The following is a 13,730-nucleotide window of genomic DNA, read 5'->3' as shown; positions in this document are numbered from 1 at the left end:
CGGGCTAGTCGTCTTCGTCGTCCCCGTCCTCACTCTCCTGGTCCGGCGGGGTCGTCAAGTCGGCGTCGACGTCCTCCCAGACGTCGACGAACTTCTGACCGTCGATGGCGGCCAGGCTCTCCCCCTGCGTCTTGAACAGGCGGTCGATCGTCTCTCCGAGGGCGTCATCGATGTCCTCGAAGAGCGTTATATGACTTTCAAGGATTCCGTCGAGGGTCGTGACCATGTCCACCACGGCCCCCTTGATCGCCTTTCCGTGCGTGGCCTCGTCCGCCGCCAGATTTCCGATCGCCAGTGGAACGGGGGTGCCGAACGGAAGCCCGGGAACGCCGTCATCATCCCCCTTAAGGGCCTTCATCGAGGGAATCACGTCATCCCCCGTACTGTTCTCGGTCACCGTTTTGAGCGCCTTCCGGAAGTCGGCCAGGTCGACTTTCCGGAAATTCTCGAGCCACGCCTTGTCGAGCTGCGTCGGGGGCTGATTGTTGTCGGCCATGCTCTCGCCTTTTCCTCTCTACCTCACCGTCGGATGACACAACGGGCGGCCGCTCCACGTAGGTCCGTATGTGGAACGGCCGCCCGCATGGCGCCGTGGTCAGCCGCCAATCTTCACGCCCTGCCAGCTCTGCGTCTGGCTCTGCTCGTTCTGCGTGTAGAGTTTGCGAATCTCGTCCAGGGTCTGCGCATTGCTGTCGAGCCACTTGGCCATGTTGTCGACAGCCTGGTTCCAGGCGGCCTGCTTCTCGTCGTAGGCGTCGCGGTCGTCACCTTCCCAGGTGTTCTTCAGCGCCTGGAGTTCCTGGTTGAGACTGTTGATGATCTTCGCGATCTCCTGCGTCTGGAGTCGCATGTCATCAACCGCGTTGTCGACATGCGCGTAGCTGACGTAGATATATCCGTCAGTGAGGTTGTCGGGCATCGGGGACCTCGTCTCGCTGTGGGGGCATGGGGGTGCGGAATGCCTTCGGCCTGCGTCGGCCATGGCCGGGCCCGGTGAGGCACCGACCTCTCACGATCACTTTCCGGCGGTGCTGCCCATCAGGCCGTCGAAAATGGTCTGCGACTGGGAGTACGCCTGATTGACGGCCTCGTTCGACGACCCCTGAGTCATACCCTTGGAGCTGAGCGTCTCGTTGAGCTGGTTGATCATGTCCTGAAGGTTCTTGGAGATGATTTCCGCGTGCTCGTCCCAGGAGTCCAGCAGCTTCTGGAAAGCGCCACCATCACTGCCCTGGAGGGCGCTCATCATGCCGTGCTTCGTGTTCTCGACGTCCTGCCGACGGCTCTGCACGCCCGAGAAGGCCATCTCGAGGGCTTGGATGCCGTTCCGTGTCCCCTGTTCATCTGACCGCTGCATGCCCGCCATGGGCGCTGCCCCTTTCCGGTGGATTTCCGCCGCCAGGCCCGATGCACTGGCGTGGCTTGCGCAACCGGATGCGAAAGCACCAACATCCAGTTGGTCCAGACAAGGATGGTAAGAGGACGAACAAGCGATGAGCAATGCTTGACGACAAGAAATGCCCCGACGGACGGGTTTCAATAATTTCCCTAGTTTTACCCGCCCGGCGCAACTCTGACGCCAGCTCAAGTCATCCTCAAATGTCGATATGCTGATGGGGAAGACAGTCAATTGCCCTCAGTGGTCGCCCCTTTTCTTATCGTTGTCCCGGCATGGGGGCGCCGTCGCCTCACCCCGGCCGGACACCGCGGCCCCCGGTGTCAGATCCGGGCCCGTCGGCAGCATGGACAGCAGCGACGACGGCAGCCGCTGCGCCTGGCCCGCGGTGTAGCCCAGCGCCTCCAGCGACTTGGCCGTGGGCACCCGGTACTTCACCCCGCTGTCCGTCACCAGGTAGACGGTGCTGCCGACGCCCCTGCCGTCCGCCCCGAGGGTGTGCACCAGAGCGCCGCCGCCCGGGGGCGTCACGATCCGGTTGACCGTCACACAGGCCGGGGTCAGTCCCTCCGGCGGTGCCTGTGCGGCGGGGCCGAGTCGGCCGCTCGCGGCCAGGGTCACGCCCACGCGCGTACCGTCGTCGCCGGACTGGATGCCCACGCACGGGGTTTCGTCCGCACCGAGGTCCACCGCCTTCGGCGGGCTCGGGGGCAGGTCTTCGGTGGTGTCGGCGTCCTCGGCGCCGGGCGCCAGGTGGCCGATCACCGCGTCGGCGCCCAGGGTGATGGCGCTGACCGCCCCGCCCGCGTATGCCTTCTGCTTGGTCTCCGGGTTGCCCAGGAGCAGCGCGGCGACGGTGGCGTTGACGGGGGTCAGCCCCTCCTTGCGCAGCACGTAGTACCGGGCGTCGCCACCGGGCGCGGAGACCTGGAAGAGCTGGCCGATCCTGGTCCCGCCACCGCCCAGGGACGGCCCCTTGCCACCGCGCAGCGGGATGTCGGGGGAGACCAGATCGGGGCCGGTGGGCAGCGAGTTGAGCAGCGCCGCGGACACCTTCACGGAGGTGCGGGAGGCGTAGCCGAGGGCTTCGCGGGCGCCGCCGCTGGTGTCCATGCGGAGCTTGCGGCCCTGCCACACCAGGTAGTCGGCCTTGTCGGGCCCGGTGACCAGCAGCCCTTCGGAGTCGCCGAGGCCACTGCCGTCGATGTCCTTGCCGACGGCCAGTGCGGTGGCGGTGGAGCCGCTGGTGGTGCCCGAGCACACCTGCCACGGGTCGGTGGTGAGACTGCCGCCGCCGGGCAGGTCGTCGGGGGCTCCGGTGATGCCGACGGGCGCGCCGTGCGGGGTGCCGCCGAGCGACTTGCCGCCGACGGAGGCGGTCTTCATCTTGGTGCCGAGGAGCAGCCGCGCCGAGGTGTAGTTGCGCACCGGGCGCAGCCGTCCGTCGAGGTAGAGGTACCGGCCGCCGGTGTCCTTGTTGACCACGAGCGTGTCCTGGGCCCGCCAGGAGTTCTTCGCACCGGGCTTGATCAGGCCGAAGACGAAGGATCCGGCGGCGATCAGGATCGCGATGATCACGCTGATGGCCACGCCCCGGTTGGTCCGGCCCTGGGGGCTCTCCGGGGCGTCGGGGTCGGCGCGCAGCATGCCCGAGGTGAGCCGCCCCATGATGAACATGTGCGCCTGGACCTGGTCGCGCTTGGACTGCACTGTGCGTTCCTCCGGTTCGGGCGGTCAGCCGTTCAGGCCGCGCAGGGCGCTGTACACCCCGAGCACCCACAGGGCGAGCGGCAGCAGGGCGATGGCTGCGGCGGTGTGCAGGATCTCCGCCGCCCGGCCCCAGTACGGCACGAGCCGTCGCCCGGGCACGGTCCACGAGGCGATGGCGATGCCCGCGGTGGCGGCGAGCAGGCTCGCGGCCAGCAGCAGTCGGCGGTCCGGGGAGTAGGACAGGGCGTTGAAGAGGGCCAGGAGGAGGAAACCTCCGGCCCCGGGGAGGAAGAGGGAAAGCCGCTGCCATACGTTCCCCAGGCCGCGTCCGTGCAGCAACAGCAGCAGTGAGAGCACGACGGCCATGATGACCTCGGGCAGCCCGCCGTCGTGGGTGAGCACGGCCAGGCAGACGGCGCAGGCGGCGCCCACGGCTCCGTACAGCGCGCTCATCCAGCCGTCGGCGAGCACCGCGCGGGCTGCGACCACCGAGCTCGCGTGCGGCTCGATGCCTTCCTGGAGCTGCTGGGCATTGGTCGGCAGCGGCGGCATGCGCATGCCGGACATCCGGAAGGCCAGGGAGGGGACGAACGCGCCGAGGATGACGGCCACCAGGGCGAGGATGCCGGCCACATGGGCCGGTCCCAGGTCGGTGATGACCATCAGGGCCCCGGCGATGGTGCCGAAGGCCATGACCACGGCGAGGCCGAGGTAGAGCGCGGCGTAGGAGGCCACGGCGGCGAGCGCGACGATCGCGCCGCCCGCGCCCGCGGCGCAGGCGGCCAGCATCCGGGCGCCGAGGACCTCGTGGCTGTGCGGGCCGTCGAGGTCACCGCCGGGCAGCAGCCATCCGGCGAGTGCGAGGTACGGGCCGACCATGAAGCCGAGGACGGCACCGGCGGCGGCGTCGCCCACCGCGCGGCTGGCCGAGCCCGCCCCGGCGAGCAGCAGCACTCCGGCCGCCGCCGCGCACAGGGCACGCAGCCCGGCCGAGCCGCCGGGGAGGGCGAGCACGGCGAGTCCGGCCGCCAGGGCGGTCACCGCGAAGCCGCGCAGCAGCCGGGTGCTGGCGAGCGGGGACCAGCCGTGCGGCCGGTCCTGCATGGTGGTGGAGATGCCGTCCACCAGGTCGTCGAGGTGGACCTCGGGGAGTGCGTCGATGCGCGGGCGGAGGTAGACCGTCTCGCCGTCGCGCAGGTCGTAGGAGTCGAGGGTGCGCTCCTCGTCCATCGGTTCGCCACCGAGGCGTTGCAGCACCCAGCCGCCGTGGTCGATACCGGTTTCCGCGAGGTCGTCGCCGCCGTAGCCGAGGACGGCGGGCAGCAGGTCGGCCACCGGGACGTCCGAGGGGACCGCGAGGTCGATGGTCCTGGCAGGCGCACGTACGGTCAGGCGGCACAGACCGGCCACCTGGTTGTCAGTCATCGGGCTGGCTCACGTTTCTTCCGGGGTCTGCGAGGGGGGTTCCCGGGTTTCCGTTGTGAACGGAGTGATGTCGGACGGATGATGCTGATGAGACACCATCGTATGAGTGCCGAATGTGTCTCCGGGAGAGTGCACATTACTGGCCATGTCCATGAACTGGTATACCGAGTTGCACAGTTGCTGTATTCCGGTTGTCTGTGCGAACGCGAAGATACGCCATGGACCGAGAGCGTTGCCCCCACCGTTGTCCCACCCGTGAGGAGACCATTCCTTGAGTGTGGTCCTGTTCCGCCGCCCGGCCCGTCGGCGCGGCCCGGAAATGCCCGACGGCGAGCTGAAGCTTCAGGAACCCCCCACGCTGCCCGAGGTGGTTCCGGACAGCTCCGCCATCTGGACGTATCTGCCCATGGCGCTCATGTCGGTGTCCATGATGCTGATGTTCATGAGACCGGGTATGTCCGGTGGCGGCAGCAGCCACTTCATGTATCTGGCGATGGGTCTGATGGTGCTGTCGTCGGCCGCCATGATGCTGGGGCAGATGATGCGCAAGACCAGCGAGCGCAAACAGCGCCTGAAGGGCGAGCGCCGCGACTACCTGCGCTATCTCACCCAGATCCGGCGCAAGGTCCGCACGGCGGTGGCCGATCAGCAGAAGGCGCTGGCGTGGCGGCACCCGCCGCCCTCGGCCCTGTGGTCGCTGGCGGGCACGACCCGGCTGTGGGAACGCCGTCCGCAGGACGAGGACTTCGGCGAGATCCGGGTGGCCGTCGGGGAGCAGAAGCTGGGGCTGCGGCTGGCGCCCACGGCCACCACGCCGGTCGAGGACCTGGAGCCGCTGACGGCGCACGCGCTGCGCAGCTTCATGCGGGCCTACTCCACCGTGCCCGAGCAGCCCATCGCCATCTATCTGCGGGCCTGGGCGCGGGTGCTGTTCCGGGGCGACGAGGAGCGGATACGTTCCCTGGCCCGCGCGATCATCGCCCAGCTGGCCACGTTCCACGCCCCCGACGACGTGTGGGTGGCGGTGTGCGTGTCGGACGAGCGGCGCGCGGACTGGGAGTGGGTGAAGTGGCTCCCCCACAACCTCCACCCGCAGGAGAACGACGGGGCGGGCCCGGCCCGGATGTTCGTCTCGGCCCTCAACGAGCTGGAGGATCTGCTCGGCGCGGAGTTCTTGGAGCGGCCCTCGTTCGACCCGGACGCCTCGTCCGGGCGTGACGAGCCGTTCACCGTGATCGTGGTGGACGGCGGCGCCGTCCCCGGCCGGCACCGGCTGGACGGGGCGGGCTTCCGCAACTGCGTGGTGCTCGACCTGACCGGCGCGCTGACCTGGCGCCCGGGGCGGGTCACCCTGCGCTTCGATGTCAGCGAGGACTCGTTCGAGCTGGTCCGCACCGACCGTGAGCGCAAGGAGCAGACCACCCGGCTCGGCCGCCCCGACACGATCGGGCCGGTCGGCGCGACGGCTCTGGCCAAGCGCATCGCCCCGTATCGGATGGGCATGGGTGGCGACACCGCCGAGCCGCTGTCCTCGGACGTCGAACTGACCACCCTGCTGGGAATCTCCGACCTGTACCGCCACGACCCGGAGAGCCTGTGGAAGCAGGCCACCGGGTCCAGCCGGCTCAAGGTGCCGATCGCGGTCGGCCCGGACGGCACCCCGGTGGAGCTGGACATCAAGGAGTCCGCGCAGGGCGGCACCGGGCCGCACGGCATGCTCATCGGGGCCACCGGCTCCGGCAAGAGCGAGCTGCTGCGCACGCTGGTGCTGGCGCTGGCGCTGTCGAACTCTTCCGAAACGCTCAACTTCGTCCTGGTGGACTTCAAGGGCGGCGCCACCTTCCTCGGCCTGGACGAACTGCCCCACACCTCAGCGGTGATCACCAACCTCGCCGGGGAGGCCGCGCTGGTGGGCCGTATGCAGGACGCCCTGCACGGTGAGCTGATCCGCCGCCAGGAGCTGCTGCGCGCGGCCGGCAACTACACCTCCGCCCTGGACTACGAGAAGGCGCGGGCCTCGGGCACCCCGCTGGAGCCGCTGCCCAGCCTGTTCGTGATCGTCGACGAGTTCAGCGAGCTCCTCGCCGCGCACCGCGAGTTCATGGAGCTGTTCGTGATGATCGGACGGCTCGGGCGCAGCCTCGGCGTCCATCTGCTGCTCGCCTCGCAGCGGCTGGACGAGGGGCGGATGCACCAGCTGGAGAGCCATCTGTCGTACCGCGTCGGTCTGCGTACGTTCTCCGCCATGGAGAGCCGCGGTGTGCTGGGGGTGCCCGACGCCTACCAGCTGCCGCCGCAGCCCGGCAGCGGCTACCTCAAGTCGGGTGTGGAGGCGCTGACCCGGTTCCGTGCCGCGTATGTCTCCGGCCCGTACCAGCAGCGGCGCAGCCGGGCGAACCAGGCGCGGGTGGCCAGCCAGACGGTGCCGTGGACGGCGGCGTACGTGGTGCCCCGCCAGCTCCCCGACGTCCCCGAGCCCGAGCCGGAGCCGGAGGAGGAGACCAGCGACACCCTGCTGTCGGTGGCCGTGGAGCGGCTGATGGGCGCCGGACCCGCCGCCCATCAGGTGTGGCTGCCGCCGCTGGACCTGCCCGCGACGCTGGACCAGGTGCTGCCGCCGCTCACGCCCGATCCGGAGCTGGGGCTGACCACGGTCGGCTCACCGCTGCGCGGGCGGCTGACGGTGCCGATCGCCATCGTGGACAAGCCCTTCGAGCAGCTGCGTGACCTGCTGACCATCGACCTGTCGGGGGTCGGCGGCCACCTCGCCATCGCGGGCGGTCCGCAGAGCGGCAAGAGCACCATGGTGCGGACCATCCTGACCGCGCTGGCCCTCACCCACACCCCGCGCGAAGTGCAGTTCTACTGCCTGGACTTCGGCGGTGGCACGCTGGCGCCGCTGGCCGACCTGCCGCACACCGCCGGGGTCGCGGCGCGACTGGACTCCGAGCGGGTGGGCCGTACGATCGCCGAGGTCACCTCGCTGCTGGCGGACCGCGAGCGGTTCTTCCTGACCCACGGCATCGACTCGATGGCGACGTACCGCCGCCGCCGGGCCGCGGGCGAGTTCGCGGACCAGCCGCACGGCGATGTGTTCCTGGTGATCGACGGCTGGTCCACGGTGCGCCAGGACTACGACCGCAACATCCAGACGTTCGTCTCCATCGCCGCCCGCGGCCTGAACTACGGCATCCACCTCATGGTCACCACCGCCCGCTGGGTGGAGCTCACCGCGGCGGTGCGCGACCAGGCGGGCACCCATCTGGAGCTGCGGATGGGTGACCCCATGGACTCGGCGATCGACAACCGGCGCGCCGCCACCGTGCCGCGCATCCCGGGCCGCGGGCTCACCCGGGAGGGCAAGCTGCACTACCTCACCGCGCTCCCCCGCATCGACGGGGTGGAGTCGGCCGAGGACCTGGCGGACGGGGTGTCCGGTCTGGTGTCGGCGATCAAGGAGAGCTGGCCGGGCCCGGCGGCCCCGCGGGTGCGGATGCTGCCGACGGAACTGCCTGCCGAGCGGCTTCCCCAGGCCGGGGGCGACTTCCGGGTGCCGATCGGCCTGGAGGAGGAGCGGCTGTCGGTCGTCTGGCACGACTTCAGCGAGAGCCCGCACATGGTCGTGGTGGGCGACACCGAGTGCGGCAAGACCAACCTGCTGCGGCTCATGGCCAAGTCCATCATGGACCGGTACACCCCCGCCGAGGCGCAGATCGTGCTCGTGGACTACCGCCGTGACCTGGTGGAAGCGGTGCCGGAGGAGTACCGGCTGGGCCATGCGGTGTCCATGAGCGCCCTGAAGGAAATGATCGAGGGGACCGCCCGCGCCGTACAGACCCGGGTGCCGGGCCCGGACATCGCCCCGGGCCGGATGAAGCAGGCCGACTGGTGGCCCGGGCCGCGGCTGTTCATCCTGGTCGACGACTACGACATGCTGGGCGCCGGCATCGGCAACGCTCCGTTCGACCCGCTGCTCAACCACCTTGCGCTGGGCTGGGAGGTCGGGCTGCACATCATCGTCACCCGCTCCGCGTCCGGCGCCGGGCGCGGGCTGAACGAGATGCTCCTGCGGCGGCTGCTGGAGATCAACACGCCCGCCCTGCTGATGTCCTGCCCGCCCTCGGAGGGCTATCTGCTGGGCAACGTCAAGGGCCGGATCATGAACCCGGGCCGGGCCGTCCGGATCGCCCGCCGCAAATCTACGCAACTGCAAACTGCATGGTTGGGCGACGAGAGCTCGTAGACAGGTGAGACGAGTAAAACGCGTAAAGGGTTGCGCCCCCGGTTCAGGGAACCGGGGGCGCCTTCCGTTCCCGGACCGAGGGCGGCTTCCGCTTCCGGCGCGAGCTTTCGCAAAAGCTAGGGAAATCCCCAGAACAACTCTAGGGAATTCCCCAGAATTACGAGCCGGATGCCGCGCCGTCCTCCTGGCCCGCCGGGCGCCAGCCCCGGGCCCGGCCCCGCGGGATCACCACCGCCGCGGCCGCCACCAGCAGCACCGCTCCCCCACCCGCGCGAGAAATCAGCAGCGCGCGGTAGAGGGGCCGCGGGGAGGCGGCCGGGGGAACCTTCGCGGGGGCCGGACGCGGGGTGGCGCCCTGCCGGTCGGTGAGGACGGTGGTCACCGCCGCGTACGGGTCCAGCCGCGGCGGGACCGCCGGATAGGCCGCCGTGATCAGCTGGCGGGACACCTGGGCGGCGCTCATCCGCGGGTGCCGCGAACGCACCAGCGCCGCCGCTCCGGCCACGTTCGCCGCCGCCAGCGAGGAGCCGGAGCCGATGAAGTGGCCGGAGCCGCTCGGACCGACGCTGACCACCGCGTCCCCCGGCGCCGCCAGGTCCGCCCCCGTCGTCTCCGGCGCGTTCTCCGGGCGGGTGCCGTCCGGGCCGTAGTCCATGACCGACAGCACCCCGGGCGCGGCCGCGGGCCAGTACCAGGGCGCGGGCTCGGCCGGCTCATGGGTCTGGGGGTCGTCGGGCATCGCGTCCGGCGCGAACGGGGCGACGACCAGGGCATCGTGCCGCGTCGCGTACGCCACGGCGGCGGTCAGCACGGCCTTGCCGGTGGGCACCGCGCGCCCCACGTAGACGACCTTCGCGCCGCCGTCGACCGCGGCCCGGATCCCGGCTCCCAGCCGCTCCGCCGTGGGGTTGCCACGGGTGTCCGTACCGCGCACCGCGAGGATCCGTGCCGCGGGCGCCACGCCCGCCACGCCCGAGCCCTTGCCGGGCGCGGCGGCGATCAGGCCGGCGGCGAAACTGCCGCGCCCCACGCAGTCGGTGCGCGCGCCACCGACCGCGCTGACGCGGCCGGACAGGGCGGGGATGTCCGTACCGACACCGGTGTCCACCACCCCCACGGTCACGCCGTGGCCGTCCGCCAGCTGCCAGCTGCGGCTCAGGCCCAGCGCCTGCCGCGTCCACGGCGCGTCGCGGGCCGTCTCGCCGGACGCCTCGGTACACGGCTTGCCGGGGGCCAGGACGGCCGGGACGGCGGGGAGTTCGACGGAGTCCGCGGTGGCGGGGGGAGTATGGGCGGCCAGCGGCACCGTGGTCAGCAGGGCGGCGGCCACCGCCCGCGCTACCGTACGGCGATGAGAACGAGCACGTCGCATGGCGCGCACGATACACGCGCGGGACATCGCCACGCGGTAACGTGATCCGGGTACGAACTTCCGTGCTCCGACCGGGAAATGGGTCCGCGGCCGGTCCCGGACCGGCGCCGGGGACACCTGGATGAGAATGCCGCGGTTCCCGTAGCCTTTCCGTCGCGTGCTCGTCCCTCTCCCTCCCCCGGCTTCCAGCAGGCCCGGGCCTCGGGCACAGAGGTCGGCAGCGGCATCACAACGAGGAGGTCCCAGCGTGTCACGGCAGTTGCTCACGGTCGGTCCGGACCAGCCGGAGGGCTTCCGGACGATCGGCGAGGCCCTGGAGAAGGCACGCGCGGGAGCGGTGATACGCGTCCGGCCCGGCCGTTACCGCGAGAACCTCACCGTCCGCACGCGCATCACCATCGCCGGTGACGGGGAGCGCGGCAGTGTGGAGATCTGCCCGCCCCGTGGCACGGCGGTGGTGCTCGTCGCGGACGCGGTGATGCTCGCCGACCTGACCCTGCGCGGCGGCAACGAGGACCTGCCGGTGGTGGACGCGCCCCGGGGCCAGGTGGCCATGGACGGCTGCACCGTGGTGGGTTCGGGCTGGACGGCCGTCCTCGCCCGCGAGAACGGCTCGGTGGCCATCCGGGACTGCCGGATCTCCAACCCCGAGGGCGCCGGGGTGGTGGACACCGCGCCCACCGGCAGCGTGGTCGCCGACTCCGTCTTCGAACACCTCGGCACCTCCGCCGTCGTCCTCGGCGAGCAGGCCCGCACCACCGTCCGCGGCTGCCGGGTGCGGGACGCCCAGGGCAACGGCATCCTCGCCAATGGCGAGGCACAGGGCCGGGTGGAGGACTGCGACGTGTCCGGCACCGAGAAGCCCGCCATCGCCCTCGAAGGCAAGTGCTCCACCTCGGTGTGCTGCGCGCCCGTGTGCACGACACCCTTCGTTCGGCGTCTACATCACAGCAGCTCCCGGCCCACCCTCGAAGAGGTCACGGTCGCCGACACCTCCGGCCCCGGCATCGTCCTGTCCTCCGGTGCCGACCCCGAACTGCTGCGCTGTGTCACCTCCCGCACCAAGGGCAACGGACTCGCCGTCACCGAGCGTTCCCGTGGCACCTTCCAGGACTGCGAGTTCGGCACCGCGACCGCCCCCGCGATCCGGGTGATCGGATCGAGCGCGCCGCTGCTCACCGGCACCACCGTGCGCGACTGCGCCGACAAGACCGCGTCCGTGCTGCTGGCCGAGGGATCCTCGGCGGAGTTCGACCGGCTGGAGGTGGCCGACGCCGCGGGGGTCGGCATCTCCATCCGTAGCAACGCCAATCCCCTGCTGAGCCGGGCACGGGTGGCCGACGCCCGCGGCCACGGCCTGGAGGTGGCCGAGGACGGCCGCGGGCGGCTGGAGGTGTGCACGGTCGAGAACGCGGAGGGCGCCGGAATCCGCATAGTCGACGGCGGCGCCCCCGACATCCGCGACTGCGCGGTGCGCCGGACGGCCCAGGCCGGGATCGCGGTCGGCTCCGGGGGCCGCGGCACCATCAGCGACTGCGAGGTCCGCTCCAGCGCCACCTCGGCCCTGCACGTGGAGGGCGGCGGCGAGTTGACCGCGCACCGCCTCCACCTGGCCGAGTCCGGCGCGCACGGCGTCCTGGTCGCCGAGGGCGGCCGGGCCACGCTGGAGGCCTGCCAGGTCACCGGGAGCACCGGCGACGGCATCCGGGTCGACAGTGCCGAGAAGGTCGTCCTCACCGGCTGCACCGCCCGGGACAACCGCGGCGCGGGGCTCAAGCAGTCCCGCCCCAGCGACCGTCTCACCGTCGAGGGGCTGGACAGCAGCGGCAACGCCGCCGAGGACGCGTGGGGCGAGAGCGCCGGCGGAACCGGCGCCGAGACGGCTGCGGGCGGCGGGGCGAAGAAGCCGGAGGGCCCGCTGGAGGAGCTGGAGTCGCTCATCGGTCTGGCCGACGTCAAGCACCAGGTCCATACCCTGATCAACCTCAACCAGCTCGCCCAGCGCCGCGCCAGCCTCGGCATGCCCGCCCCGCCGATGAGCCGCCACCTGGTGTTCTCCGGCCCGCCCGGCACCGGCAAGACCACCGTCGCCCGGCTCTACGGCGGCATCCTCGCCGACCTCGGCGTCCTGCGCTCCGGCCATCTGGTGGAGGTCTCCCGGGCCGATCTCGTCGCCCAGATCATCGGCGGTACGGCCATCAAGACCACCGAGGCGTTCAACGAGGCCTTGGGCGGTGTGCTGTTCATCGACGAGGCGTACACCCTGCTCTCCGACGGCAAGGGCTCCGGCGCCGACTTCGGCCAGGAGGCCATCGACACCCTGCTGAAGCTCATGGAGGACCACCGCGACGACGTGGTCGTCATCGCCGCCGGATACACCGACCAGATGGCCGGCTTCCTCAGCTCCAACCCCGGTCTGGCCTCCCGGTTCACCCGCACCATCGAGTTCGCCAACTACTCGGTGGACGAGCTGGTCACCATCACCGAGTCCATGTGCGGGGCGCACCGGTACGAACTCGACCCGAGCACCCTGGGCGCCCTGGCCCGGCTCTACGAGCGGATGCCGCGCGACTCCACGTTCGGCAATGGCCGTGCGGCGCGCCGGGTGTTCGAGGAGATGGTGGACCGGCAGGCGTTCCGCCTCGGGTCGATGGCCAATCCGGCCGAGGCTGACCTCACCCTGCTGCTGCCCGCGGACGTCGCCGACGACGCGGCCGTCGGCGGCGCGGACGGGCCCCGTAACTCCAAGGACCTGCTCGCCGAGCTGGATGCGATGGTCGGCCTGGGCGCGGTCAAGCGCGAGGTGACCGACCTGGTCAATCTGCTGGAGGCCACCCGGCAGCGGCAGGCCGCGGGCCTGCCCACCCCGAAGATCAGCCACCATCTGATCTTCTCCGGTCCGCCCGGCACCGGTAAGACCACGGTCGCCCGGCTCTACGCGGACCTGCTGCACTCCCTCGGCGTGCTGAACACCGGTCAGCTGGTGGAAGTGGCGCGCGCCGATCTGGTCGGCCGCTACGTGGGGCACACCGCGCAGCTCACCAAGGAGGTGTTCGAGCGTGCCTTCGGCGGGGTGCTGTTCATCGACGAGGCGTACACCCTCACCCCGGAGGGCGCGGGTTCCGACTTCGGCCAGGAGGCCGTCGACACGCTGCTGAAACTCATGGAGGACCACCGCGACGAGGTCGTGGTCATCGCCGCCGGATACACCGAGGAGATGGGCCGCTTCCTGGCCTCCAACCCCGGTCTGGCCTCGCGCTTCAGCCGCACCGTCGAGTTCGAGCACTACGACTCGCAGGAACTGGTCACCATCATGAACGGCTACGCGGCCGACTCCGGCTACGACTGCCCCGAGGCGACCCTGGCGGCGCTGCGCGCGTATGTGGACCTCATCCCGCGCGACCGTTCCTTCGGCAACGCACGCACCGCCCGCCAGCTGCTGGAAGCGATGATGACGCGGCAGGCCCGGCGCATCGGCGCCATGGCGGCGCCCGGTCTGGAGGACCTGCGGCTGCTGCTGCCCGGCGATCTGCCGGCGGGCTCCGCGCAACCCGCCGGCTGATCGGCGCCGCCGCTACGGGGAG

The 13,730-nt window shown here is 71.0% G+C and carries 8 protein-coding genes; 2 read left to right on the top strand and 6 right to left on the bottom strand.

Going from position 1 to position 13,730, the window contains the following annotated elements; all coding sequences use genetic code 11:
* Positions 1–4: 4 nt before the first annotated feature.
* From SSOG_RS45095 to eccD, 5 genes are all read right to left on the bottom strand, one after another.
* Positions 5–496: a type VII secretion system-associated protein gene (locus SSOG_RS45095; protein ID WP_009721015.1), complete on the bottom strand. Its 492-nt coding sequence runs from the start codon at positions 494–496 to the stop codon at positions 5–7.
* A gap of 99 nt (positions 497–595) precedes the next feature.
* The gene (locus tag SSOG_RS45090; RefSeq protein WP_039940300.1) at positions 596–919 is read right to left on the bottom strand and encodes a WXG100 family type VII secretion target; all 324 of its coding nucleotides are present in this window, start codon (positions 917–919) and stop codon (positions 596–598) included.
* A gap of 96 nt (positions 920–1,015) precedes the next feature.
* Positions 1,016–1,366, bottom strand: a complete 351-nt coding sequence (locus SSOG_RS45085) for a hypothetical protein (protein ID WP_009721013.1) — start codon at positions 1,364–1,366, stop codon at positions 1,016–1,018.
* A 270-nt stretch (positions 1,367–1,636) separates the two neighbouring features.
* On the bottom strand, positions 1,637–3,106 hold the full coding sequence (gene eccB, locus SSOG_RS45080; RefSeq protein WP_009721012.1) for a type VII secretion protein EccB: 1,470 nt from the start codon (positions 3,104–3,106) through the stop codon (positions 1,637–1,639).
* Positions 3,107–3,130: 24 nt separating this feature from the next.
* On the bottom strand, positions 3,131–4,531 hold the full coding sequence (gene eccD / locus SSOG_RS45075; protein ID WP_009721011.1) for a type VII secretion integral membrane protein EccD: 1,401 nt from the start codon (positions 4,529–4,531) through the stop codon (positions 3,131–3,133).
* Between the two features lie 277 nt (positions 4,532–4,808).
* Here eccD and SSOG_RS45070 point away from each other — a divergent pair, with 277 nt between their 5' ends.
* Entirely contained in the window at positions 4,809–8,774 is a 3,966-nt protein-coding gene (locus tag SSOG_RS45070; protein ID WP_009721010.1) for a type VII secretion protein EccC, read from the top strand.
* Positions 8,775–8,931: 157 nt separating this feature from the next.
* On the opposite strand, the gene SSOG_RS45065 is transcribed toward SSOG_RS45070, so the two are convergent.
* Positions 8,932–10,146 (bottom strand): S8 family serine peptidase, encoded by a 1,215-nt coding sequence (locus SSOG_RS45065; RefSeq protein WP_106516736.1) that lies wholly within the window; start codon positions 10,144–10,146, stop codon positions 8,932–8,934.
* A gap of 247 nt (positions 10,147–10,393) precedes the next feature.
* On the opposite strand from SSOG_RS45065, the gene SSOG_RS45060 reads away from it, so the two are divergent.
* Positions 10,394–13,708: a right-handed parallel beta-helix repeat-containing protein gene (locus SSOG_RS45060; protein ID WP_009721009.1), complete on the top strand. Its 3,315-nt coding sequence runs from the start codon at positions 10,394–10,396 to the stop codon at positions 13,706–13,708.
* Positions 13,709–13,730 lie beyond the last annotated feature (22 nt).

The organism is Streptomyces himastatinicus ATCC 53653 (assembly GCF_000158915.1).
Taxonomy (GTDB): Bacteria; Actinomycetota; Actinomycetes; order Streptomycetales; family Streptomycetaceae; genus Streptomyces; species Streptomyces himastatinicus.
Note: the sequence above shows the minus strand (reverse complement) of the source record. Positions and strands in the feature narration are given on the sequence as shown.